The sequence below is a fragment of the Ramlibacter montanisoli genome, assembly GCF_013087525.1.
Lineage (GTDB): Bacteria > Pseudomonadota > Gammaproteobacteria > Burkholderiales > Burkholderiaceae_C > Ramlibacter > Ramlibacter montanisoli.
The window spans coordinates 1,857,149-1,881,556 of record NZ_JABFCS010000001.1 but is presented as its reverse complement, the minus strand read 5'-3'; the positions used below and the strand labels follow the sequence as shown (position 1 = coordinate 1,881,556).

Here is a 24,408-nt window from a genome sequence, read left to right as displayed (position 1 = left end):
GCTGGCATGACGGCGCGCTTCCTCCGCATCCTGCTGCTCTGGCTGCTGGCCACGCCCGCGTGGGCGCAGGGCAACCCGCTCGTCACCGGCACGCAGGACCGCTACAACCTCGCGCCCTACGTCACCGCCCTGGAGGACCCGGAAGGCCGGCTCGCGCTCAACGACATCCTGCTGCCCGCGCAGCAAGAGCGCTTCCGTCCCATGCGGGGCAGCGGCCCTTCGGCCAACTTCGGCCTCACCCGTTCCGCGATCTGGCTGCGCGTGGAGATCTGGGCGCCACCGGGCAGCGACCCGGACTGGCTGCTGGAACTCGCCTATCCGCCGCTCGACCACCTGGAGCTGTTCTCGCCGACGCGGCACGGCGGCTGGCAGCGGCAGGTGGGCGGCGACCTGGAGCCCTTCGCCAGCCGCGCCATCCCGCATCGCAACCACGTGCTGCCCGTTTGGATCCCCTCCGGCCAGACCACCGCGGTCTACCTGCGCCTGAGCTCGCAAGGCACCATGGCGGCGCCGCTGCGCCTGTGGCGACCCGGCGCGCTGTGGCAAAGCGACCAGGCGAGCTACGCGCTCCTGAGCCTGTACTTCGGCCTGCTGGTGGGGCTGCTGCTGTACAACCTGCTGCTGTTTGTCGCCGTGCGCGATCCGGCCTTCGTGATCTACGTGCTGTTCGTCGCCGGCATGGCGACGGCGCAGGCGGCCCTCACCGGCCTGGGCTACCAGTTCCTGTGGCCGGGGCAGCTGTGGTGGAACAGCGTGTCGCCGCCGGCGGGCCTGTGCCTGGCGGCGATGTTCGGCCTGTTCTTCGCGCGCCGCTTCCTCGAGAGCCGCGTCGGCATGCCGGTGATCGACCGCGTGCTGCTCGCGCTCGCGGTGCTGTGGGGCTGACCTTCGCCACCGCCGTGGGCCTGCCTTACGTGGTGTCCACCTGGCTGGTGACCCTGCTCGCGCCGCTGAGCGTGCTGGCGCTGATCGTCTCGGGCGTGGTCGCGGTGCGCCGCGGCCACGGCGGCGCCACCCACTATCTCGCCGCCTGGGCGGTGCTGCTGGTGGGCGTGCTGACCCTCTTCCTGCACAACACGGCGTGCTGCCCTCCAACGGCTTCACCGCCAATGCCTTGCTGATCGGATCGGCGCTGGAGATGGTGCTGCTGTCCTTCGCGCTGGCCGACCGCATCAACGTGGCGCGCCGCTCGAGCGAGCAGGCGCAGGCGCGCATCGCGGCGGAGCACGCGATGGTGGAGATGCTGTCGGACTCCGAGCGGCGCCTGAAGACGGTGCTGGAGGAGCGCGAGATCGTGCTGGAGAACTCCATCGTCGGCATCTGCTTCCTGACCGCCGACGGCCGGCTGCGCTGGGCCAACCGGGCGATGATGGAGATGTTCGGCGCGGGCGGGCGGCCGATCGTGTCGATGGAGCCCTTCTACCTGTCGCGCGCGGAATACCTGGAGGTCGGGGCGGAGGTCGCCGAAGCGGTCGCCCACGGCAGGACCTACGAGCGCGAACTGCAGGTGCAGCGTTTCGACGGCAGCCGCCTGTGGATCCTGCTGACCGGCAAGGCGGTCGGCCAGGATGCGCTGCACCAGGGCACCGTCTGGATCATCCGCGACATCACGCGCCGCAAGGACCTGGAGGCGCAGCTGCAACGCACGATGTCGGAGCGCGAGGCGATCCTGAACAACGCGGTGGTCGGCATCGTGCTGTCCGTGAAGCGCCGCCACGAATGGGTGAACGAGAAGTTCGCGCAGATGCTCGGCTATCCGCGCCAGGTGCTGATCGGGCAGGGCTCCGACTACCTGCACCCGGACACCGAAGCCTGGCAGCGCTTCGGCGTGCAGGCGCGCGCGGCCCTGCAGGCCACCAACGGCTACAACTGCGAGATGCAGCTCAAGCGCCGCACCGGCGAGCTGTTCTGGGTGGAGATGGGCGGCAGCTGCGTGAAGCCCAACGACCCCGACTCGGGCGTGATCTGGACCTTCCTGGACATCACCGGCCGCAAGAAGTCGGAAGCGGAGATGCGCGAGGCGCTGGAGCAGCAGAAGGCGCTGAACGAGCTGCGCTCGCGCTTCGTGGCGATGACCAGCCACGAGTTCCGCACGCCGCTGGCCGCCATCCTCTCCGCCGAGGAGCTGCTGCGGCATTACGGCGAGCGCCTGCCGCCGCAGGAGCGGCGCGAGACGCTGGACAGCATCGCGGCCGGCGTGCAGCGCATGTCGCGCATGCTGGACCGGGTGCTGCTGCTCGGGCGCGCCGATGCGCAGATGCTGGACTTCCGCCCGCAGGAGGTGGACCTGCACGCGCTGTGCCCCAGGCTGGTGGAGGAGGCCAGGCAGCAGCATCCGCAGGGCAGCGCGAAAGTGGAGTGCCGGGTGGCGCCCGACCTGCCGCCGGGCCTCTACGACGAGAAGCTGCTGCGGCACATCTTCGGCAACCTGCTGTCCAACGCGATCAAGTATTCGCCGGCGGGCGGGGAGGTGCACTTCGAGATCCTGCGCGATGCCGCGGACACGGTGTTCCGCGTGGCCGACCAGGGCATCGGCATCCCGCCCGAGGAGGTGCCGCACCTGTTCGAGTCCTTCCATCGCGCGAGCAACGTGGGCGACATCCAGGGCACGGGCCTGGGCCTGGCGATCGTGAAGAACGCGGTGGACATGCACGGAGGCAGGATCTCCGTGGACAGCCGGCTCGGCGCCGGCACCGCCTTTACCGTACGACTTCCAGCAGGCGATCGAGCCCGCCCGCATTGATCGCCACCATCGCCTGCTCGCGCACCTTGGGCTTGGCGTGGTAGGCGACGGACAGGCCGGCTTCGCCCATCATGGGCAGGTCGTTGGCGCCGTCGCCCATGGCGATCGCCTGCTGCGGCGAGATCCCCAGCTGCGCGCAGGTCTCCAGCAGCATCTTGCGCTTCTCCGCGCCGTCGCAGATGTCGCCCCAGGGCTGGTCGACCATGCGGCCGGTGAGCTCGCCGCAGTTCGGGCCGGAGCGGATCTCCAGCACGTTGGAGCGGGTGAAGTCGATCCCGAGCTTGTCCCGGATGCGGTCGGTGAAGAAGGTGAAGCCGCCGGAGACCAGCAGCACCTTCAGGCCGGCGGCCTTGCAGGCCTGCACCAGCCGCTCGGCGCCGGGATTCAGCTGCAGCCGCTCGGTGTAGATCCTCTCCATGTCGGCGACGGTCACGCCCTTGAGCAGCGCCACGCGCCGGCGCAGGCTCTCCTTGTAGTCGGCGATCTCGCCGCGCATGGCGGCCTCGGTGATCGCCGCCACTTCTTCCTTGCGGCCCACCGCATCGGCGATCTCGTCCACGCACTCGATGTTGATGAGCGTGGAGTCCATGTCGAAGGCGATGAGCCTGAAGTCCTTCAGGGACAGGGGCGGGGTGAAGCCCTGGATTTCGAGGCCGGGGAGAATTCTTTGGCGGGCATGGGCGGGATTTTCGCATTCGTGCTGGGGTTCGCTCTGCTCACCGCCAGCCTACGTGGGTGCCGCTGGCAGGCTGGTGGTGAGCGCAGCGAACCCCAGCGGACTTCAAGCCGTCTCCGCCACCTTCGGCTGCCCCAGCGAACGCAACACATCCCGCACCATCTGCGCCCGCTCCTTCGGATCCTTCAGCTCCTTCTCGATCCGCAGCTTGTCGTTCCCTGCCAGCTTGATGTGCCTGTTCTTCTGCACCAGGTGGATGATGGCCAGCGGCTCGATCGGCGGGTTCTGCTTGAAGGTGATGTGGATCACGGTGGGCGCCGCATCGACCTTCACCACCCCGTAGGGCCGCGCCAGCACGCGCAGGCGGTGCACGTCCACCAGGGTCTGCGCCTGCGGCGGCAGCTTGCCGAAGCGGTCCACGATCTCCTCCAGCAGGCGGTCGATCTGGTCGACGTTCTTGGCGGTCGCGAGCTTCTTGTAGAAGGAAAGCCGCAGGTGCACGTCGCCGCAGTAGTCGTGCGGCAGCAGCGCGGGCGCGTGCAGGTTGATCTCGGTGGTGACCGACAGCGGCGCCAGCAGGTCGGGCTCCTTGCCGGCCTTGAGGGACCTCACCGCCTCCGACAGCATCTCGTTGTACAGCTGGAAGCCGACCTCCAGCATGTTGCCGCTCTGGTTCTCGCCCAGCACCTCGCCGGCGCCGCGGATCTCCAGGTCGTGCATCGCCAGGTAGAAGCCCGAGCCCAGTTCCTCCATCGCCTGGATCGCGTCCAGCCGCTGCGAAGCCTGCTTGGTCAGGCCCTCGATGTCCGGCACCATCAGGTAGGCATAGGCCTGATGGTGGCTGCGGCCGACGCGGCCGCGCAGCTGGTGCAACTGCGCCAGGCCGAACTTGTCGGCGCGCGCGATCACGATGGTGTTGGCGGTCGGCACGTCGATGCCGGTCTCGATGATGGTGGAGCACAGCAGCACGTTGTGGCGCTGCTGCACGAACTCGCGCATCACGCGTTCCAGGTCGCGCTCGGGCATCTGGCCGTGCGCCACCGCGATGCGCGCCTCCGGCAGCAGCCGCTCCAGCGCCTCGCGCCGGTTCTGGATGGTCTCCACCTCGTTGTGCAGGAAATAGACCTGCCCGCCGCGCTTCAGTTCGCGCAGCACGGCCTCGCGGATCACGCCGTTGCCTTCGTTGCGCACGAAGGTCTTGATCGCCAGCCGGCGCTGCGGCGCGGTGGCGATCACCGACAGGTCGCGCAGGCCCTCCAGCGCCATGCCCAGCGTGCGCGGGATCGGCGTGGCGGTGAGCGTGAGCACGTCGACCTCGGCGCGCATGGCCTTGATCGCCTCCTTGTGGCGCACGCCGAAGCGGTGCTCCTCGTCGATGATCAGCAGGCCCAGGTTCTTGAACTTCGTCGACTGCGACAGCAGCTTGTGCGTGCCGACCACGATGTCGATGCTGCCGTCCTCCAGGCCCTTGAGCGCCGTGTTGATCTCCCTGGTGGAGCGGAAGCGGCTCATCTCGGCCACCTTCACCGGCCACTTGCCGAAGCGGTCCACCAGGGTCTGGAAATGCTGTTCCGCCAGCAGCGTGGTCGGCGCGAGGAAGGCCACCTGCTTGCCGCCGGTGATGGCGATGAAGGCGGCGCGCAGCGCGACCTCGGTCTTGCCCGAAGCCCACGTCGCCGCAGACCAGGCGATCCATCGGATGCGGCGAGACCATGTCCTGGATCACGGCGTGGATCGCGGCGTTCTGGTCGGCGGTCTCCTCGAAGCCGAAGTCGTTGGCGAAGGTCTCGTAGTCCTGCGCCGAGAAGCGGAAGGCGTGGCCCTGGCGGGCGGCGCGGCGCGCGTACAGGTTCAGCAGTTCGGCGGCCGTGTCGCGCACCTGTTCGGCCGCCTTGCGCTTGGCCTTCTCCCACTGGCCGGAGCCCAGCTTGTGCAGCGGCGCTTCCTCGGCGCCGACGCCGGTGTAGCGGCTGATCAGGTGCAGCTGGCTGACCGGCACGTAGAGCGTCGCCTTGTCGGCGTATTCCAGGTGCAGGAACTCGGTGCTGCCCTGGCCGACGTCCATGCTCATCAGGCCCCGATAGCGGCCGATGCCGTGCTGCGCGTGCACCACCGGGTCGCCCAGGTTCAGCTCCGACAGGTCCTTGATCAGCGCCTCGACGTCGCTGACCTGTTCCTGCTTCTTGCGGCGGCGCGCGGTAGGCGCCTGCGCGAACAGCTCGGTCTCGGTGACCAGGTCGACCGCTTCCTCCACCCAGGAAAAGCCGCTGGCCAGCGCCGCGGTGGCGATGCCCAGCTTCTCGTCGCTGGCCAGGAACTCGGCCAGCGAGTCGAAGGCGGGCAGGGTGAGGTGGCTCGCCCGCAGGAAGTCCAGCAGGCTTTCGCGCCGGCCCGCGCTCTCGGCCAGCACCAGCACCTGGTTGGGCGTGCGCTCGGTGTGCTGCTTGAAGCGCGCCAGCGGATCGTCGGCACCTCGCACCACGGAGAGGTCCGGCAGCGCCTGCACCCAGGCACTGTCCGCGACGTCCTGCGCGGTGTTGCGCACGGCCAGTTGCGCGTGCGCGTTGGCGCGCGTGTAGAACTGCTCCGCGCTCAGGAACAGCGCCTCGGGCGGCAGCACCGGGCGCTCCGGGTCGCCGTGCACCAGCCGGAAGCGGTCGCGCGTGTCCTGCCAGAAGCGCTGGAAGGCCGGTTCCAGGTCGCCGTGCAGCACCACCGCGGACTGCTCGCCGAGGTAGTCGAACACCGTCGCCGTCTCCTCGAAGAACAGCGGCAGGTAGTACTCGATGCCGGCGGTGGCGACGCCGTTGCCCATGTCCTTGTAGATGCGGCTCTTGGTCGGGTCGCCTTCCAGCAGCTCGCGCCAGCGGCTGCGAAAGCGCGCCCGCGCCTCGTCGTCCATCGGAAATTCGCGGCCCGGCAGCAGGCGGACCTCGGGCACGGGATAAAGGCTGCGCTGCGAGTCCGGATCGAAGGTGCGGATCGAATCCACCTCGTCGTCGAACAGGTCCACGCGATAGGGCACGGGCGAACCCATCGGGAACAGGTCGATCAGGCCGCCGCGCACCGCGTACTCGCCGGGGCTCACCACTTGCGTCACATGGTTGTAGCCCGCGAGTGTCAGTTGTGCCTTGAGCTTGGCCTCGTCCAGCTTCTGCTGCACGCGGAAGTGGAAGGTGTAGCCGGCCAGGAAGCTCGGCGGCGCCACGCGGTACAGCGCGGTGCTCGCCGGCACCAGCACCACGTCGGCTTCGCGCTGCAGGATGCGCCACAGGGTCGCGAGCCGTTCGCTGATCAGGTCCTGGTGCGGCGAGAAGGTGTCGTACGGCAGCGTTTCCCAGTCGGGGAAGAGCGCGCAGCGCAGCTCGGGCGCGAAGAAGGCGAGCTCGTCGAGCAGCCGCTGCGCATCGTTCGCGTCGGCCGTGACGATGGCGGTGAGCTTGCCGTCCTTCAGCTCGCGGCGGGCAAGCTGCGCCAGCAGCAGGGCATCGGCCGAGCCGGCGGGACGCGGTACCGCCATGCGGCGTCCGGGTAATAACTTCGGGAGGTCCATCAGGGGATTCGCGCGCGAAAATGCAAAACACCCCGCTCACAGCCAGGGCGGGGTGTGCAAGGATTGTAGGGTGAATAGAATCCAGGGGACGGACATGAACGGCACTCCTTCGACACCGCGGTATTTCGCACTGATCCCCTGCGCCGGCAACGGCAGCCGGGCCGGCACCGCCGGTCCCAAGCAATACGAGCGCGTGGGTGGCCAGCCCATGGTGTGGCACACGCTGTCGGCCTTCGCGGGCGTCAAGCGCATCGCCCGCACGCTGGTGGTCGTGGCGCCGAGCGACGGCTTCTTCGAACGCAACCCCACCACGTCGGCACTGGTCGTGCCTTGCGGCGGCGCCACGCGCGCAGCCAGCGTGGCCAACGGCCTGCGCGAGCTGCGCCGCGCCGGCGCGACCGACAACGACTGGGTGCTGGTGCACGATGCGGCGCGCTGCCTCATCACGCCGGAGCTGATCGACCGGCTGATCGATTCCTGCAGCAAGGACGAGGTCGGCGGCCTGCTGGCGCACCCGCTGGCCGACACGCTGAAGATCGGCGAGGACGGGCGCGTGGCCGCCACCATAGACCGCGGCGACAAATGGCAGGCGCAGACGCCGCAGATGTTCCGCCTGGGCATGCTGCGCCAGGCGCTGGAAGCGGCCGGCGACAAGGTCACCGACGAATCGGGCGCCATCGAAGCCATGGGCCTGAAGCCGCTGCTGGTGGAAGCCGGCGCGCAGAACTTCAAGGTCACCTACCCGGAAGACTTCGCGATGGCCGAGGCGGTCCTGCGCGGACGCCGCTGATGCAGGTCCGCATCGGCGAAGGCTGGGACACGCACGCACTCGTGCCCGGGCGCAGGCTGCTGCTGGGCGGGGTCGAGATCCCGCACGACCGCGGCCTGCTCGGTCACTCCGATGCCGACGCCTTGCTGCATGCGATCACCGATGCGGTGCTCGGCGCCGCGGGGCTGGGCGACATCGGCCGGCACTTCCCCGATACCGACGAGCGCTTCCGCGGCGCGGATTCGATCCTGCTGCTGACGGAGGCCGCGCTGCGCGCGCGCCAGGCGGGCTGGCAGATCGCCAACGTGGACAGCACCGTGATCGCGCAGGCGCCGGCTGGCGCCGCACATCGACGCCATGCGCGAGCGCATCGCCCAGGCGCTGGACCTGCCGGCGACGCACGTGAACGTGAAGGCCAAGACGGCGGAGAAGCTCGGCCCCGTGGGCATGGGGCAGAGCATCGAGGCGAGGGCGGTGGTGCTGCTGACGCAGCCCTGATTCAGGCCGTCGCTTCCTTGGCCGGAAGCTTGCGTTCCGCCTCCACGCCGCCGCCAGGCACCGGCGGCATCATCCGCGGACGCTGCAGCTTGATGTGCGCGGCCAGCCCACCCGAGGTGGTGTTCGACAGCGCGAAGATGCCGCCCATGCGCTGCACCGTCTTGTCCACGATCGCCAGGCCCAGGCCCGCGCCGGTGGCCGCCGTGCGGCCGCGTCGCCGCGGAAGAAGGGCTTCACCAGGTTGGGCAATGCTTCGGGCGACACGCCCATGCCGTGGTCGCGCACCTTCAGCAGCACCCACTCGTTGCGGGCGCGGGCGGTGATGTCCACCACCGCGATGCCGGTCTCCGGCGTCTTGCCGTAGCGGCGCGCGTTCTCCAGCAGGTTGGACACGACGCGGGCGAGTTCCACCTCGTCGGCCAGCACCTGCATGTTCTTGGGCATGTCCAGGTTGACCTTGATGTCGCCGTGGTCCTCGATGGCGTACATGCAGGCCTCGATCACGTCGTTCAGCACCACGGGCTTGAGCTCCGCGTGGTCCGGGCGCGCGTAATCCAGGAACTTGTCGATGATGGCGTCGAGCTGGTCGATGTCGGCGGCCATGTGGTCGCGCGCGTCCGGGTCCACCACGCTCATCTCGGTTTCCAGCCGCAGCCGGGCCAGCGGCGTGCGCAGGTCGTGCGAGATGCCCGCCAGCATGACCGCGCGGTCCTGCTCGATCTTGGCCAGCTGCTGCGCCATGCGGTTGAATCCGATGTTCACCTCGCGGATCTCGCTGGTCACCGCCTTTTCATCCAGGCGGCTGGCGTCGAAGTCGCCGTCGCGCACGCGGCTGGCCGCGAAGGACAGCTGCTTGAGCGGCCGGTTGATCAGCCGCGCGATCACCGCCGCGCCCGCGAGCGACAAGGCCGCCGCCGTGATCAGCCAGACCAGCCAGGTCGTGCCGCCCACCTGCGAGAACCGCGTTCGGTCCAGCAGCATCCAGTAGTCGTCCTTGTCGATCTTGAACCCGATCCACAGGCCGTCGTCGCCGTTCACGCTGCTGGCCATGACCGTCCCGGTGCCCAGGCGGCTGACCAGTTCATCCACGATGCGCTTGTCCATGGCGCTGCCGGACAGCGCCGCGAACTTGTCCGCCGGCTCGCGCGGCAGGATGCGCACGCCTTCCTGGTCGGCCAGCGTCTTGATCAGGGAGACGCGGGCGATCGGGTCGGCGTGGACCAGCGCCGCGCGGCTGAGGTTCACCAGCGATGCGATCTGCTGCGCCGTCTGCACCGCGCGCGGCTCGAATTCCAGCTGCCGGAAGGTCTGCAGCCAGGCGACGATGGAGCCGATCAGCAGCAGCGACAGCAGGAAGAAGGTGCGCCAGAACAGGGACAGCCCCAGCCGGGGGCGCATTTCCAGCGGCGCGGGCGCGGTTTCCAGCGGCGCGGGGTTGGTGACTTCAACATTGTTCATGACGGCTCTGATCATGGCAGAAGCCGATTGCATCGCAAGGGAAGCGGCCTTGTCATCGGCGGCTTCCCTCGGATGGCGATCAGCCCGCGCCGTCCGGCACGAACACGTAGCCCACGCCCCACACCGTCTGGATGTAGCGCGGCGAGGCCGGATCCGCCTCGATCAGCTTGCGCAGGCGCGAGACCTGCACGTCCAGGCTGCGGTCGAAGGGCTCGAACTCGCGGCCGCGGGCCAGCTGGGCCAGCTTCTCGCGCGACAGCGGCTGGCGCGGGTGGCGCACCAGCGCCTTGAGCATGGCGAATTCGCCGGTGGTCAGGGGCAGTTCCTCGCCGTTCTTGCGCAGGGTGCGGGCACCCAGGTCGAAGGCGAAGGGGCCGAAGTTCACCACCTCGTTGTCCGAGGACGGCGCGCCGGGCGCTTCCTGCGCCGGGCGGCGGCGCAGCACCGCGTGCACGCGGGCCAGCAGCTCGCGCGGGTTGAAGGGCTTGCCCAGGTAGTCGTCGGCGCCGACTTCCAGGCCGACGATGCGGTCCACGTCCTCGCCCTTGGCGGTCAGCATGATGATCGGCGTGCGGTCGTTGGCGGCCCGCAGGCGGCGGCAGATCGATAGGCCGTCTTCCCCGGCATCATCAGGTCGAGGACGATCAGGTCCGCGGTCTCCCGCAGCATCAGTCGGTTGAGGGCCTTGCCGTCCTCGGCCAGGATGACTTCGAAGCCTTCCTGGGTGAGGTAGCGGCGGAGCAGGTCGCGGATGCGTGCGTCGTCGTCGACCACCAGGATCTTGTCGGTCCGTGCTGCTGCTTGCGTCATGGTTCTCCAGAAGCCAATTTGTAACAGCGCCGATTCTGAAGGCGGGTTTGCCCGGATTTCCGTTTTTGGGGTGGTTTTTCCCCCTGTTACAAATGTTGCCCCAGCGGTGCGCCGTTGACAAGGGGTAAGTGAACGGAGGTCGTCCCCAGCCGTTCTACAGGGCATGAAGTACCTTGCCGCCGCCCTCGCGTTCGCCGGCGCGGCTGCCGTGGCCGCGCCAGGATTGCAGCCCTCGGCCGACCTGAGGCGCACCCTCCAGCAATACCATCCGACCCGAAGCCCGGGACCGCGCGAGCTCTCGCCCGGCGAAAGGGCGGAGCTGCGGCGCCAGCTCAACGAGTACAAGCAAGTGCCGCAGCGGCAGCCGCCGCGGCGACGATGAACCTGCCACCTGGAGATCCATGAACAAGAAGAACCTGCTCGCCGGCCTTGCGCTGGCCGCCGCGTCCACCACGCTGCCCGCCCAGACCTTCCCGCCGCCGCAGAACGTGCTGCGCTGCAGGCCACGGGCACGGTGGAGGTCCAGCAGGACCTGCTGCAGATGAACCTGACCACGGCGCGCGACGGAACCGACCCGGCGGCGGTGCAGACCCAGCTGAAGACTGCTCTCGATGCGGCGCTGGCCGAGGCGCGCAAGACCGCGCAGCCGGGGCAGCTGGATGTGCGGACCGGCAACTTCGCGCTCTACCCGCGCCACAACCGGGAAGGGCGCATCAGCGGCTGGACCGGGACGGCCGAGCTGATCCTGGAAGGCCGCGACCTCGCGCGCATCACGCAGGCGGCCGGCCGCGTCCAGACCATGACGCTGGGGGCGTGAGCTTCGGGCTCAGCCGTGAGCAGCGCGCCCGCGTGGAAGGCGAGGCTCAGGCGATCGCGATCGAGCGCTTCAAGGCCAAGGCGGCGGAACTCGCCAAGGGCTTCGGCTTCAGCGGCTACACCCTGCGCGAGGTGGCGGTGAACGCGAACGAGCCGGGCTTCGCGCCGCGCATGCGCATGGCCGCCCAGGAAGCGCGCGCTGCGTCCGCCGATGCGGCGGTGCCGGTGGAGCCGGGCAAGAGCACCGTGATGGTCACGGTGTCCGGTTCCGTGCAGCTGCGCTAGGACCACCCCGGCGCTGGCTGCAGTCCGACAGGACAGCCGCCGTCCTGCCGCTAAGCTGGCCGGATGTCCGCAGTCCTGTCCAACGCGTCCGAGGAGAAAGCCGCCGGCGCCCCCGAAGCCCCGCGGGCGGACGCCGAGTTCTTCATCGTGATGAACCGCGCGTCCGGCGCCTCCGAGAAGGACGAGGTGCGCCAGGCCGTCGAGGAAGAACTGACGCGCGCCGGGCGCCGCTACCGCTTCGTGCCGGTGCAACCCGGCGACGTGGTCCAGGCCTGCCAGGAGGCGGCGCGCCTGGCCAGGGAACACGGCGGGGTCGTGGTCGCCTCCGGCGGCGACGGCACCATCAACGCCGCGGCCCAGGCGGCACTGGCACAGGACTGTCCGCTGGGCCTGATCGCGCAGGGCACCTTCAACCTGTTCGCCCGCGACCTCGGCCTCTCGCTGGAGCCCGTGGCAGCCACGCGCATGCTGCTGCGCGCCCGGCCGGAGCCGGTGCAGGTGGGCCTGGTCAACGAACGCATCTTCCTGGTCAACGCATCGCTCGGCCTCTACCCGAAGCTGCTGTCGGACCGGGAAGAGGTGAAGGAGAAGCTGGGCCGGCGGCGCTGGATCGCGATGCTGTCCGCGCTCAAGAGCCTGCTGGAGTGGCGGCTGCAGCTGGTGCTGGACACCGAGATGGACGGCGAGCTGGCGAAGCTGCGCACCGCCAGCGTGTTCCTGTGCAACAACCGCGTGCAGCTGCAGCGCCTGGGCATCCAGGAATACGTGGTGGAGCAGCTCGCGCAGGGCCGCATGGCCTGCATGCTGCTGCCCACGATGCCCTGGTGGGCCAAGCTGCGCATGGTGCTGGCGGCCGCCCTCGGCAACCTGGGCGACGAGCGCCGGCTCCAGAGCTTCCCGATGCGCTCGCTCACCGTGGCCGCCCGCCACGCGCGCCGCATCAAGGTGGCCACCGACGGCGAGGTGCAGTGGATGTCGCTGCCGGTGCGCTTCACCGTGTCGCCCCGCCCCTTGCGCGTCATGCTGCCGCCGCCGGAAGAACGACTGGCGCCGGAATGACGGTCCTGCTGCACATCTCCGACACCCATTTCGGCACGGAGGAGCCGCCCGTGGTCGCGGCGCTCCAGGCGATGGTGCGCGATCAGAAGCCGGACGCCGTGATCCTGAGCGGCGACATCACGCAGCGGGCGCGCGGCGCGCAGTTCGCGGCCGCGCGCCGCTTCTGCGATTCACTCGGCGTGGAGCGCCTGCTGGCGCTGCCGGGCAACCACGACATCCCGCTGTACAACGTGGCCGCGCGCCTGTTCGCGCCCTACGCCGGCTACAAGGCCAGCTTCGGCGACGAGCTGGAGCCGGAACTGGAGTTCGCCGACGTGCTGTTGATCGGCGTCAACACGACCCGGCCGGAGCGGCACAAGGACGGCGAGGTGTCGCCGCGCCAGATCGAGCGCGTGGTCGAGCGGCTGCACCGGGCGCGCCGCGAGCAGCTGCGGGTGGTGGTGACGCACCAGCCCGCCTGCGTGATGCGGCCGGAAGACGAGAAGGACCGGCTGCACGGGGGCCGGAGGCGGTGAAGGCCTGGGCCGGCGCCGGCGCCGACCTGGTGCTGGGCGGGCACATCCACCTGCCTTACGTGAGCGACGTGTGCGCGCTGGTGCAGGAGGCCCCGCGCACGATGTACTGCGTGCAGGCCGGCACCGCGCTGTCGCACCGGGTGCGGCACGGTTCGCCCAACTCGGTGAACATCATCCGCTGGAGCCCGCCGGCCAACGGCGACGCGCGCCACTGCAGCGTGGAGCGCTGGGACTACGACCTGGCGGACAGCGCGTTCGAGCTGACGCACCCGTACGCGCTGAACCTGGCCGAATAGCGGCTTACTGGGCCGCCCAGCCGCCGTCCATGTTCCAGGCCACGCCGCGCACGTTCTTGCCGGCGTCGGAGCAGAAGAACACGGCCAGCTCGCCCAGTTCCTCGGGTGTCGTGAACTGCAGCGAGGGTTCCTTCTCGGCCAGCAGCTGCTTCTTCGCCTCCTCGTTGGAGACGCCGGACTGCGCGGCGCGCGCGTCCACCTGCTTTTGCACCAGCGGCGTCAGCACCCAGCCGGGGCAGATCGCGTTGCAGGTGATGCCGGTGGTGGCCGTCTCCAGCGCCGTGACCTTGGTCAGGCCGACGATGCCGTGCTTGGCCGCCACGTAGGCCGACTTCTGCGCCGAGGCGACCAGCCCGTGCACCGAGGCGATGTTGATGATGCGGCCCCAGTTGGCCTTCTTCATCGCGGGCAGTGCCAGCCGCGTGGTGTGGAAGGCGCTGGTGAGGTTGATCGCGATGATCGCGTCCCAGCGTTCCGGCGGGAAGTCCTCCACCGGCGCCACGTGCTGGATGCCGGCGTTGTTGACCAGAACGTCGACCTTGCCGAAGGTTTCGGCCGCGTACTTCATCATGGCCTCGATGTCCGCGGCCTTGCTCATGTCGGCGCCGTGGTAGCCGACCTTCACGCCCAGCGCCGCCACTTCCGCCTTGGGCCCCTCGGCGTCGCCGAAGCCATTGAGCACGATGTTGGCGCCCTGGCGCGCGAGGGCCTTGGCGATCCCCAGCCCGATGCCGCTGGTGGAGCCTGTGACGAGTGCGGTCTTGCCCTTGAGCATGGTGATTCTCCTGCAGCGGGATGATTTAGGATGACGTGACCGCCGAGCGTAACTGCTTCCTGGCGGCGACCGTACCCATGACCGCCCCTACGCTGAACTACGTATCCTGCCCCGACGCCGGCGGCAGCCATCGCATGGCCTGTTGGCTGTGGGGCGACGAGCGCGCGCCGCACCTGGTGGTGTGCGTGCACGGGCTGTCGCGGCAGGGGCGCGACTTCGACACGCTGGCCAGGGCCCTCGTCGAGCGCAGCGGCGGCGCCGTGCGCGTCGCCTGCCCGGACGTCGTCGGCCGCGGCCGCAGCGACCGCCTCGCCGATCCCATGGGCTACGGCATCCCCACGTACGTGGGAGACATGCTGCAGATGCTGAACCAGCTGCACGCGGCCGCACCCATCCGGGAACTGGACTGGGTGGGCACCAGCATGGGCGGTCTGATCGGCATGGGCATCGCCGGCACGCCGAAGCTGCCGCTTCCCGCACCGGTGCGGCGGCTGGTGCTCAACGACGTGGGCCCGGTGATCCAGTGGAGCGCGCTGCAGCGCATCGGCACCTACCTCGGGAACACCGGCCGCTTCGAGTCGGTGCAGCAGGCGGCCGACGCGATGTGGCAGATCTCGCAGGGCTTCGGGCCGCACACGCCGCAGCAATGGCTGGAGCTGTCGCAGGCGATGGTGACGGCCTTGCCCGGCGGCGGCTTCACGCTGCACTACGATCCGGCCATCGCCGTGCCCTTTCGAGCGCTGGACGAACAGGCCGCGGCGGCCGGGCAGGCCGCGCTCTGGCAGGCGTACGACGCGATCACGGCGCGCACCCTGCTGCTGCGCGGCGCCGACTCCGACCTGCTGTCGCACGCGACGGCGCAGGAGATGGTGCGCCGCGGCCCCAGGCCGCAACTCATCGAATTTCCCGGCGTGGGCCATGCCCCCACGCTCATTGCACAGGACCAGGTGGACGCCGTGACCGGCTTCCTGCTGGCCACGGAATCCGCTTCCCATGAAAAGCCATACAGCGGAACAGGGTGACGCCGCCGTCGCGGTGCCCGACCTGGTCGCCGCCGCCGAGCAGGCCTTGCCGCAGCAGGCCAACGCGCTGGCGCGCGCCCGCGCCTTCGCCGAGCCGCTGATCGCGGGCGAGACGCTGGAGACCGGCGAGAACACGCTCGCCCACGCCGACGCCGTCGCCCACATCCTCAAGTCCATGGGCGGCTCCGAGGCCATGCAGGCCGCCAGCTACCTGGTCTACGCCTGCGCGCACCTGAACAAGCCCGAGGAGGTGATCGCCAAGGCCTTCGGCGAGAGCTATGCGGCCCTGGCCGTGGAGACCAACAAGCTGGTGCGCGTGCAGCAGCAGGCGCGCGGCGGCGATGCCCTGGGCGACGACGCCCGGGTGCAGACCGAGAACGTGCGCAAGATGCTGCTGGCGTTCTCGCGCGACCTGCGGGTGGTGATGCTGCGGCTGGCCTCGCGCCTGCAGACCCTGCGCTACTACGCGGCCACCAAGCAGGTGGTGCAGCCGGCGGTGGCGCGCGAGGCGCTCAACGTGTTCGCGCCGCTGGCCAACCGCCTGGGCATCTGGCAGGTGAAGTGGGAGATGGAGGACCTCGCCTTCCGCTTCCTGGAACCCGAGACCTACAAGCGCGTCGCCCGCTGGCTGGACGAGAAGCGCGTGGAGCGCGAGCAGTACGTCGAGCAGTTGCGGAGCGACCTGGAGGCCGACCTGCGCGCGCAGGGCATCCACGCGCAGGTGCACGGGCGGCCCAAGCACATCTACAGCATCGTCAAGAAGATGCGCGGCAAGTCGCTGGACTTCGAGCAGGTGCTGGACGTGCGGGCGCTGCGCGTGATCGTCCCGGACGTGCGGGACTGCTACGGCGCGCTGGCCTGGGTGCACGCGCACTTCTCGCCGCTGCTCGAGGAGTTCGACGACTACATCGCCAAGCCCAAGCCGAACGGCTACCAGTCGCTGCACACGATCGTGCGCGACGCGGGCGGGCGGCCGATCGAGATCCAGATCCGCACGCAGGCGATGCACGAGCACGCCGAGCACGGCGTCGCTGCGCACTGGGCGTACAAGGAGGCAGGCCACAAGGGCTACGCCGGCGTCAGCGCCTCCACCGTGTACGACACCAAGATCGCCGTTTTGCGCCAGCTGCTGGCCTGGGAACGCGACCTGGCCGATTCCGCCGAAGGCCTGTTCGAGGACCGCATCTACGTGCTCACGCCGCAGGCCTCCATCGTGGAACTGCCGCGCGGCGCGACGCCGGTGGACTTCGCGTACACGGTGCACACCAACCTGGGCCACCGCTGCCGGGGCGCGCGCGTGGACGGCGCCATGGTGCCGCTGAACACGCCGCTGAAGAACGGGCAGACGGTGGAGATCGTCGCCGCCAAGGAGGGCGGGCCCTCGCGCGACTGGCTCAACGAGCACCTGGGTTTCCTGGCCAGCCACCGCGCCCGCGCCAAGGTGCGCGCCTGGTTCAACGAGCAGGTGCGGCACGAGACGGTGGCGCGCGGCCGCGAGATGGTGGAGCGGCTGCTGCAGCGCGAGGGCAAGACGGCGATCAAGCTGGAGGACCTCGCCTCGCAGCTCGGGTTCAAGTCCGCCGAGGACCTGTTCGCCGTGGTCGGCAAGGAAGAATTCTCGCTGCGCAACATCGAGGTGCTGCTGCACCCGCGCGCCGAACTGCCGACCGAGGACGAGGCGGTGCTGGCGAAGAAGTACAAGCCGGTGCAGGCCAAGTCGCCCAAGGGCGGCGTCCTGGTGGTGGGCGTGGATTCGCTCATGACCCAGCTGGCCCGCTGCTGCAAGCCGGCGCCGCCGGACACCATCAGCGGCTTCGTCACGCGCGGCAAGGGCGTGAGCATCCACCGCAACGACTGCGCCAACTTCCGCGAGATCGCGCACCGCAATCCCGAGCGAGTGATCACGGTGACGTGGGGAGTGCCCAAGGGCGAGGGCGGGGCGGTCTACCCGGTGGACGTCTCGATCGAGGCCTCCGACCGGCAGGGGCTGCTGCGTGACATCTCGGAAGTCTTCGCCAAGGAGAAGATGAACGTGATCGGCGTCCAGACCCAGTCCGTGAAGGGCACGGCCTGGATGACCTTCACGGTGGAAATCGCCGATTCGCACAAGCTCGGCAAGGTGCTGGCGGTGGTGCGCGACGTGCCGGGCGTGCAGTCGGCGCGAAGGCGCTGATCCGCCTCTGCTACAATCGCGGGCTTCAACGACAGGCGCGTAGCTCAGCTGGTTAGAGCACCACCTTGACATGGTGGGGGTCGTTGGTTCGAGTCCAATCGCGCCTACCAGTTTCTCCCGTGGCTCCACCGTAAGGGTTCCCCCGGACCGGCCGCAACACCCCTCCCTAGAATCTGCTGCAACGCAACAGTGCGGGCTCCAGCCCGCCCAGAGGAGTCCCGTTCGTGACCAAGAAGGCCAACGCCGCCGGCAAGCCGCGCAGCGCGTGATCAAGAAGTACCCGAATCGCCGGCTGTACGACACGGAGACATCGACCTACATCACGCTGGCCGAAGTCAAGCAGCTGGTGATGGACGCGCTGCCCTTCGTGGTGCGCGATGCCAAGAGCAACGAGGACCTGACGCGCAGCATCCTGCTGCAGATCATCCTGGAGGAAGAGGCGGGGGCGCGCCCATGTTCACCGAGGCGGCGCTGGCCAACATCATCCGCTTCTACGGCCATGCGATGCAGGGCTTCATGGGCAACTACCTCGAGAAGAACGTGCAGGCCTTCACCGACCTGCAGAGCCAGATGGCGGAGCAGACGAAGAACTTCACGCCCGAGATGCTGACGCAGTTCATGAGCGTGCAGAACCCCGTGCAGGGCGTCCTGGGCAGCTACGCCGAGCAGTCCAAGGCCATGTTCGAGAAGATGCAGGAACAGATGCAGAAGAACACGGAGCAGATGTTCGGCGCATTCGTGCTCAAGAAATAGGACTTTCCATAACAGGGACAATAGGGGGATGAGCGAGATTGCCGTCCCCGACACCCCGACGACCACCCCTCCCAAGGTGGGCTTCGTCAGCCTCGGTTGCCCCAAGGCGCTGACCGATTCCGAACTGATCCTCACGCAGCTGAGCGCGGAAGGCTACGCCACGTCCAAGACCTTCGAGGGCGCGGACCTGGTGATCGTCAACACCTGCGGCTTCATCGACGACGCGGTGCGGGAGAGCCTGGACACCATCGGCGAGGCCCTGGCCGCCAACGGCAAGGTGATCGTCACCGGCTGCCTGGGCGCGCGCAAGGGCGAGGCCGGCGGCAACATGGTCTCGCAGGTCCATCCTTCGGTGCTGGCCGTCACCGGCCCGCACGCGACGCAGGAAGTGATGGACGCGGTGCATGCCCACCTGCCCAAGCCGCACGATCCCTTCGTGGACCTGGTGCCGGCGGCTGGCATCAAGCTGACGCCCAAGCACTACGCCTACCTGAAGATCAGCGAGGGCTGCAACCACCGCTGCACCTTCTGCATCATCCCCTCGCTGCGCGGCGACCTGGTCAGCCGCCCGATCGGCGACGTGCTCAAGGAAGCCAAGGCCCTGTTCGAGGGCGGCGTGAAGGAACTGCTGGTGGTGAGCCAGGACACCTCGGCCTACGGGGTGGACGTGAAGTACCGCATGGGTTTCCACGAGGGCCGGCCGGTCAAGACCCGCATGCTGGAGCTGGTGCAGGCGCTGGGCGAACTGGCGGAGCCCTACGGCGCCTGGGTGCGGCTGCATTACGTGTACCCGTACCCGCACGTGGACGACGTGATCCCGCTGATGGCGCAGGGCAAGGTGCTGCCTTACCTGGACGTGCCCTTCCAGCACAGCCACCCCGACGTGCTGCGCCGGATGAAGCGGCCGGCCAGCGGCGAGAAGAACCTGGAGCGCATCGCGCGCTGGCGCGAACTGTGCCCGGAGCTCGTGATCCGCAGCACCTTCATCGCCGGCTTCCCCGGCGAGACCGAGGCGGAATTCCAGCACCTGCTGGACTTCCTGCGGGAAGCGCAGATCGACCGCGCCGGCTGCTTCGCGTACAGCGCGGTGGAGGGCGCCGCCGCCAACGAGATTCCCGGCATGCTGCCGCAGGAAGTGCGCGAGGAACGCCGCGCGCGCTTCATGGCGGTGGCCGAGGAAGTCTCCGCGGCGCGCCTGCAGCGGCGCGTGGGCGCCACCATGCAGGTGCTGGTGGATTCGGCGCCGGCGCTCGGCAGGAAGGGCGGCGTCGGCCGCAGCTACGCGGACGCACCGGAGATCGACGGGACGGTCAGGCTGCTGGCCCCGCAAAAGCTGAGCAAGCGGCTGGTGGTGGGCGAGTTCACGCAGGCCCGCATCGTCGCCACGGACGGCCACGACCTCGTCGCCGAGCCGGTCTGATCGATTCCCGCGCAAACGACAAAGCCGGCGCGCTGGTGCGGCCGGCCTTCTTTATCTGCTTCGAAAACAACAAAGCCGGCGGAGCCGGCCTTATCATTCCTCTCGTGTGTCGAGAGTTGGTGCCCAGGAGAGGACTCGAACCTCCACGGAGTTACCCGCTAGTACCTGAAACTAGTGCGTCTACCAATTCCGCCACCTGGGCATTTCAGGAAAAACAAGATTGTATATCAAAAATAGAGAACTGAACAACGGCAGCGGCCTCCTCGACGAGATCGAGGGAGTGATCCAGGGACACCGCGACGGCCACGGCTACGTGGTGCGCGACGACGGCGAAGCCGACATCTACCTCCCCCGAACGAGATGCGCGCGGTGCTGCACCGTGACCGCGTGCGCGCGCGCATCGTGCGCAGCGACCGCCGGGGCCGCCCCGAGGGCCGCGTGGTGGAGATCATCGAGCGGCCGCCGCATCCCATCATCGGCCGCCTGCTGCACGAAAGCAGCGTGTGGCTGGTGGCCCCCGAAGACAAGCGCTACGGCCAGGACGTGCTGATCCCCAAGGGCGCGACGGGCCTGGCGAAGGCGGGGCAGGTGGTGGTGGTCGAACTGACCGAGCCGCCCAGCCTGTACGGGCAGCCCGTGGGCCGGGTGAAGGAAGTGCTGGGCGAGGTCGACGACCCCGGCATGGAGATCGAGATCGCGGTGCGCAAGTACAGCGTGCCGCACGAGTTCTCCGACGGCTGCATCGCGCAGGCCCGCTCGCTGCCGGACAAGGTGCGGCCGCAGGACAAGCGGGGCCGCGTGGACCTCACCGACGTGCCGCTGGTGACCATCGACGGCGAGGACGCGCGCGACTTCGACGACGCCGTGTACTGCGAGCCGGCCAAGGTCGGCCGCGGCAAGGGCTGGCGCCTGCTGGTCGCCATCGCCGACGTGAGCCACTACGTGGAGACCGGCAGCGCGATCGACATCGACGCCTACGACCGCGCCACCAGCGTGTATTTCCCGCGGCGGGTCATCCCCATGCTGCCGGAGAAGCTATCGAACGGCCTGTGCTCGCTGAACCCGGAGGTGGAACGCCTTTGCATGGTTTGCGACATGCTGGTCACGGCCGCCGGCGAGATCCACGCCTACCAGTTCTACCCCGCCGTCATGTGGAGCCACGCCCGCATGACTTATACGGAAGTTGCGGCGATCCTCGCGAACACGCGCGGGCCGGAAGCCTCGCGCCGCAAGGAGCTGGTGCCGCACTTCCTGAACCTGCACGACGTGTACCGCGCGCTGCTCAAGGCGCGCAACCTGCGCGGCGCGGTGGACTTCGACACGGTGGAAACGCAGATCATCTGCGACGAGAACGGCCGCATCGAGCAGATCGTGCCGCGGGTACGCAACGACGCCCACAAGCTGATCGAGGAGGCGATGCTCGCCGCCAACGTCTGCTCCGCCGACTACATCCTGCAGGCGGAGCACCCGGGCCTGTTCCGGGTGCACGAAGGCCCGACGCCGGAGAAGAAGGAGATCCTGCGCGGCTACCTCAAGGCCATGGGCGTGGGCATGACCATCTCGGACGACCCGACGCCGGGCGAGTTCCAGAAGATCGCGCTGGCGACCAAGGACCGGCCGGACGCGCAGCAGATCAGCACCATGCTGCTGCGCTCCATGCAGCAGGCGATCTACTCGCCGCACAACAGCGGCCACTTCGGCCTGGCCTACGAGGCCTACACGCACTTCACCAGCCCGATCCGCCGCTATCCGGACCTGCTGGTGCACCGCGTGATCAAGGCGATCCTCACGAAGGAGCGCTACCAGCTGCCCGTGCTGCCGACGCCCGGCGAGGCACACGAGAAGCTGGCCCGCCGGCTCGCCTCGCGCGTGTCGCCGCCGACGCAGAAGCCCAGGGCCAAGGTGGCCGCCTCGCCGCGCGAGCTGCAGGCCTGGGAAGCGGCGGGCTTCCACTGCAGCGCGAACGAGCGCCGCGCCGACGAGGCCAGCCGCGACGTCGAGGCCTGGCTCAAGTGCAAGTACATGCGCGACCACCTCGGCGAGGAGTACTCCGGCGTGGTCACGGCCGCCACCAGCTTCGGCATCTTCGTCACGCTGGATGCGATGTACGTCGAGGGTCTGGTGCACATCACCGAACTGGGAGGCGAGTACTTCAAGTTCGACGAAGCGCGCCAGGAACTGCGCGGCGAGCGCACCGGCATCCGCTACGCCATCGGCACGCGCCTGCGCGTGCAGGTGAGCCGCGTGGACCTGGACGGCCGCAAGATCGACTTCCGCCTCGTGCGCGAGGACGAGGAGTTCATGGCCCGCGCCATGAAGGAAAAGGGCGTGGCGCCGGGACGCGAGGGCGTGCCGGCCAAGGCCTCCACCAAGCGTGCGGCCAAGAAGGCCGCCGCCAAGACCCGGAAAGCGCCGCTGGACGCGGTGAAGGCCACCGCCAAGAAGGCTTCGGCCAAGCCGCGCACGGCCCGCAAGAGCCGGCGCTGACAGCGCAACGAGGAGACATCCATGGCAAGCAATGCAGCGGCGGCCGGCCAGGTCGCGATCGTCACGGGCGGCGGCACCGGCATCGGCCGGGCGGCCGCGGAATCCCTGCTGGGCGCCGGCTGGCGCGTGGTGGTGGCCGGGCGCCGGCCCGAGCCGCTCCAGGAAGTGGTGAAGCTGGCGCCGGAGCGGGCGCTGGCGGTCCCCACCGACATGACGGACCCCGATGCGGTGCGCGCGCTGTTCGACCAGGCGGTGAAGGCCTTCGGCCGCCTCGACCTGCTGTTCAACAACGCCGGCCGCGGGCTGCCCGCCAACCCGCTGGAAGACATGTCCGTCGAGGACTGGAAGAGCGTGGTCGACACCAACCTCAACGGCATGTTCTACGGCATCCAGAACGCCTTCCGCGTGATGAAGTCGCAGAACCCCAAGGGCGGGCGGATCATCAACAACGGCTCGATCTCGGCGCATGCGCCGCGGCCGCACTCGATCGCCTATACCGCGACCAAGCACGCCGTGAGCGGGCTGACGAAAGCGGCATCGCTCGACGGCCGCCGCCACGACATCGCGGTGGGCCAGATCGACATCGGCAACGCGATGACCGACCTGGCCGCGCGCATGGCCAAGGGCGTGCCGCAGGCCAACGGCGAAATCGCCGCGGAGCCGCTGATGGACGTGAAGATCGTCGGCCAGTCGGTGCTGTACATGGCCAGCCTGCCGCTGGAGGCCAACGTGCTGTTCCACACGGTGATGGCGACGAAGATGCCGTTCGTGGGTCGTGGTTAAGGTCGGATCGCCGGTGCGTGGGTAGGCTGGTGGTGAGCCGCAGGCGAACCCCAGCGCTGGGGTTCCTTCGTCACCCCAGCCTACGTGGCTGCGAGCCGGTCGGCGGTCAAAGGCTGGTCTGCCGCCCACCGGTCCGCCGCCAAGCCATGCAGGTAAACCGCCGCACTCGCCGCCTCGAACGCATCCTCCCCTGACGCCAGCCGCGCGGCCACCATCCCCGCGAGCACGTCGCCGGTCCCCGCGACCGCCAGCCGCGCGTTCCCCGTCGGATTGATCCGCAACGCCCCGTCCGGTGCAGCGATCACGCTGCCCGAGCCCTTGAGCACCACGACGCTGGCGAACTTGCGCGCGAGTTCGCGCGCGGCGTCGAGGCGGTTGGCCTGCACCATCGCCGTGTCCAGCTCCAGCAGCCGCGCCGCCTCCAGCGGATGCGGCGTCAGCACCGTGGGCGCGCCGCGCCGGCCGCGCGCCGTGAGCAGGCCCTGCAGCGCGCGTCGGCCGCGATCGCGTTGAGCGCATCGGCATCCAGCACCAGCGCGCGGGCATTCAGGGCCCGCGGCAACGCCAGGCGCACCGCCTCGCCGCCGCCGCAGCCGCAGGCCACCGCCATCTGCGCGAGCTCCAGGCTCTCCCACGGGCGCACCATCAGGTCCGCCTGCTGCGCGTCGAGCGCCGGCGCATCGGCATCCAGGAAGCCGACGAAGACCCGGCCGGCGCCATGGTGCAGGGCAGCGCGCGCGGCCAGCACGGCAGCCCCCGCCATGCCGGGGCGCCACCGATGACCGCCACGTCGCCATAGCTGCCCTTGTGGCTCGCGTGCAGCCGCGCCGGCTGCAACGGTGGCGGCGCCAGCGTGCCCACCGCCGGCTCGCTGGCCAGGGAGAGCTGCAGCTCGTCCAGCCAGACGCAGCCGGCGGCGTCGCGGCCATGCGCGGTGAACAGGCCGGGCTTGAGCGCGATCAGGGCGATGGTGTGCGAGGCGCGCACCACCAGGCCCGCATGGCCGGTGTTCGCGTCGAGGCCGGAGGGGACGTCCACCGCAAGCACGGGTGCGCCGCAGGCATTGAGGCGCTCGATGTGCTGCGCCATGGCGCCATCGGGAGCGCGCGTGCTGCCGATCCCCAGCAGGGCGTCCAGCGCCAGGTCACACTCGTCGGGGCCTGCGCCGCGAAGGAGACGCCGGCCGCGCGGGCGCGCTGCAGCGAGGTGCGCGCGTCCTCGGGCGCGCGCTGCGGGTCGCCGAGCCAGGTCACGACCGGCTCCTTGCCCCAGCGCTTCAGGTGCATGGCGGCCTCGAATCCGTCGCCGCCGTTGTTGCCCGGCCCGCAGGCCACCCAGACGGTGCGCGCATGGGGGCGAGCGCCAGTGCCAGCCGGGCGACCGCCAGGCCGGCGCGCTGCATCAGCGTGTGGGGGGCAGCGCCGCCGATGCGGCCTGCTCGAGCCGGCGGATGGCCGCCACGTCGTGCAGGGGCCAGGGGCGATCGGGGGTGACGCGCTGCATGCGTCGATTGTGCC

At 69.5% G+C, this 24,408-nt stretch carries 10 protein-coding genes, 2 tRNA genes and 10 pseudogenes; 15 read left to right on the top strand and 7 right to left on the bottom strand.

The features are described 5' to 3' along the window. Nucleotides 1–6 precede the first annotated feature (6 nt). Both HK415_RS09315 and HK415_RS09305 read left to right on the top strand, forming a co-directional pair. Nucleotides 7–1,121 (top strand): annotated as a pseudogene (locus HK415_RS09315) (7TMR-DISM family protein). Further along, on the top strand, nt 1,082–2,743 hold the full coding sequence (locus HK415_RS09305) for a sensor histidine kinase (RefSeq protein ID WP_171558378.1): 1,662 nt from the start codon (nt 1,082–1,084) through the stop codon (nt 2,741–2,743). The pseudogene HK415_RS09315 and the gene HK415_RS09305 overlap by 40 nt, the downstream one beginning before the upstream one ends. Here HK415_RS09305 and serB read toward each other — a convergent pair. Both serB and mfd read right to left on the bottom strand, forming a co-directional pair. Beyond that, a complete protein-coding gene (serB, locus tag HK415_RS09300) occupies nt 2,700–3,407 on the bottom strand; it encodes a phosphoserine phosphatase SerB (RefSeq protein WP_171563279.1) in 708 nt (235 codons plus the stop codon). The two genes, HK415_RS09305 and serB, sit on opposite strands and share 44 nt — an antisense overlap. A gap of 117 nt (nt 3,408–3,524) precedes the next feature. Further along, nucleotides 3,525–6,972: pseudogene (gene mfd / locus HK415_RS09295) on the bottom strand (transcription-repair coupling factor). A gap of 94 nt (nt 6,973–7,066) precedes the next feature. On the opposite strand from mfd, the gene ispD reads away from it, so the two are divergent. Together ispD and ispF are read left to right on the top strand one after the other, a co-directional pair. Then, a complete protein-coding gene (gene ispD, locus HK415_RS09290) occupies nt 7,067–7,762 on the top strand; it encodes a 2-C-methyl-D-erythritol 4-phosphate cytidylyltransferase (protein ID WP_171563278.1) in 696 nt (231 codons plus the stop codon). Continuing rightward, nucleotides 7,759–8,239, top strand: a pseudogene (gene ispF / locus HK415_RS09285) (2-C-methyl-D-erythritol 2,4-cyclodiphosphate synthase). Before ispD ends, ispF begins: the two are co-directional and overlap by 4 nt. A gap of 1 nt (nt 8,240) precedes the next feature. Here ispF and HK415_RS09280 read toward each other — a convergent pair. Next, nucleotides 8,241–9,712: pseudogene (locus HK415_RS09280) on the bottom strand (sensor histidine kinase family protein). Between the two features lie 64 nt (nt 9,713–9,776). Further along, nucleotides 9,777–10,507 (bottom strand): annotated as a pseudogene (gene ompR / locus HK415_RS09275) (osmolarity response regulator transcription factor OmpR). Between the two features lie 163 nt (nt 10,508–10,670). Between ompR and HK415_RS09270 the strand changes: the two are divergent. The 4 genes and pseudogenes from HK415_RS09270 (at nt 10,671) to HK415_RS26945 (ending at nt 13,478) form a co-directional block, all read left to right on the top strand. Further along, entirely contained in the window at nt 10,671–10,889 is a 219-nt protein-coding gene (locus HK415_RS09270) for a hypothetical protein (protein ID WP_171558376.1), read from the top strand. Between the two features lie 19 nt (nt 10,890–10,908). Beyond that, nucleotides 10,909–11,608, top strand: a pseudogene (locus tag HK415_RS09260) (SIMPL domain-containing protein). Between the two features lie 63 nt (nt 11,609–11,671). Beyond that, entirely contained in the window at nt 11,672–12,667 is a 996-nt protein-coding gene (locus HK415_RS09255) for a diacylglycerol/lipid kinase family protein (RefSeq protein ID WP_171558371.1), read from the top strand. After that, nucleotides 12,664–13,478 (top strand): annotated as a pseudogene (locus HK415_RS26945) (metallophosphoesterase family protein). The gene HK415_RS09255 and the pseudogene HK415_RS26945 overlap by 4 nt, the downstream one beginning before the upstream one ends. Nucleotides 13,479–13,482: 4 nt before the next feature. Here the strand turns inward: HK415_RS26945 and HK415_RS09245 are convergent. After that, nucleotides 13,483–14,253 carry a 3-hydroxybutyrate dehydrogenase gene (locus HK415_RS09245; RefSeq protein ID WP_171558368.1) on the bottom strand — a complete coding sequence of 257 codons (771 nt, stop codon included), beginning with the start codon at nt 14,251–14,253 and terminating at the stop codon, nt 13,483–13,485. 77 nt (nt 14,254–14,330) lie between these two features. Between HK415_RS09245 and HK415_RS09240 the strand changes: the two genes are divergently transcribed. The 5 genes and pseudogenes from HK415_RS09240 (at nt 14,331) to rimO (ending at nt 19,621) form a co-directional block, all read left to right on the top strand. Further along, nucleotides 14,331–15,275 (top strand): alpha/beta fold hydrolase, encoded by a 945-nt coding sequence (locus HK415_RS09240; protein ID WP_171563276.1) that lies wholly within the window; start codon nt 14,331–14,333, stop codon nt 15,273–15,275. Further along, nucleotides 15,247–17,448: a RelA/SpoT family protein gene (locus HK415_RS09235; RefSeq protein ID WP_171558366.1), complete on the top strand. Its 2,202-nt coding sequence runs from the start codon at nt 15,247–15,249 to the stop codon at nt 17,446–17,448. Before HK415_RS09240 ends, HK415_RS09235 begins: the two co-directional genes overlap by 29 nt. Nucleotides 17,449–17,481: 33 nt before the next feature. Then, nucleotides 17,482–17,558 (top strand) — tRNA-Val (locus HK415_RS09230). A 155-nt stretch (nt 17,559–17,713) separates the two neighbouring features. After that, nucleotides 17,714–18,201 (top strand): annotated as a pseudogene (phaR, locus tag HK415_RS09225) (polyhydroxyalkanoate synthesis repressor PhaR). A 28-nt stretch (nt 18,202–18,229) separates the two neighbouring features. Then, entirely contained in the window at nt 18,230–19,621 is a 1,392-nt protein-coding gene (rimO, locus tag HK415_RS09220; protein WP_171558364.1) for a 30S ribosomal protein S12 methylthiotransferase RimO, read from the top strand. 117 nt (nt 19,622–19,738) lie between these two features. Here the strand turns inward: rimO and HK415_RS09215 are convergent. Further along, nucleotides 19,739–19,823 (bottom strand) — tRNA-Leu (locus tag HK415_RS09215). Between the two features lie 18 nt (nt 19,824–19,841). Here HK415_RS09215 and rnr point away from each other — a divergent pair. Together rnr and HK415_RS09205 are read left to right on the top strand one after the other, a co-directional pair. Further along, nucleotides 19,842–22,108, top strand: a pseudogene (gene rnr / locus HK415_RS09210) (ribonuclease R). Between the two features lie 21 nt (nt 22,109–22,129). Then, a complete protein-coding gene (locus tag HK415_RS09205) occupies nt 22,130–22,891 on the top strand; it encodes an SDR family oxidoreductase (protein WP_171558359.1) in 762 nt (253 codons plus the stop codon). A gap of 80 nt (nt 22,892–22,971) precedes the next feature. Here HK415_RS09205 and HK415_RS09200 read toward each other — a convergent pair. Beyond that, nucleotides 22,972–24,394, bottom strand: a pseudogene (locus HK415_RS09200) (NAD(P)H-hydrate dehydratase). Nucleotides 24,395–24,408 lie beyond the last annotated feature (14 nt).

Coding starts and splice junctions, on each gene's coding strand:
- ispD (WP_171563278.1), top strand. CDS start 7,067: ATGAACGGCACTCCTTCGACACCGCGGTATTTCGCACTGATCCCCTGC.
- HK415_RS09270 (WP_171558376.1), top strand. CDS start 10,671: ATGAAGTACCTTGCCGCCGCCCTCGCGTTCGCCGGCGCGGCTGCCGTG.
- HK415_RS09255 (WP_171558371.1), top strand. CDS start 11,672: ATGTCCGCAGTCCTGTCCAACGCGTCCGAGGAGAAAGCCGCCGGCGCC.
- HK415_RS09245 (WP_171558368.1), bottom strand. CDS start 14,253: ATGCTCAAGGGCAAGACCGCACTCGTCACAGGCTCCACCAGCGGCATC.
- HK415_RS09240 (WP_171563276.1), top strand. CDS start 14,331: ATGACCGCCCCTACGCTGAACTACGTATCCTGCCCCGACGCCGGCGGC.
- HK415_RS09235 (WP_171558366.1), top strand. CDS start 15,247: ATGAAAAGCCATACAGCGGAACAGGGTGACGCCGCCGTCGCGGTGCCC.
- rimO (WP_171558364.1), top strand. CDS start 18,230: ATGAGCGAGATTGCCGTCCCCGACACCCCGACGACCACCCCTCCCAAG.
- HK415_RS09205 (WP_171558359.1), top strand. CDS start 22,130: ATGGCAAGCAATGCAGCGGCGGCCGGCCAGGTCGCGATCGTCACGGGC.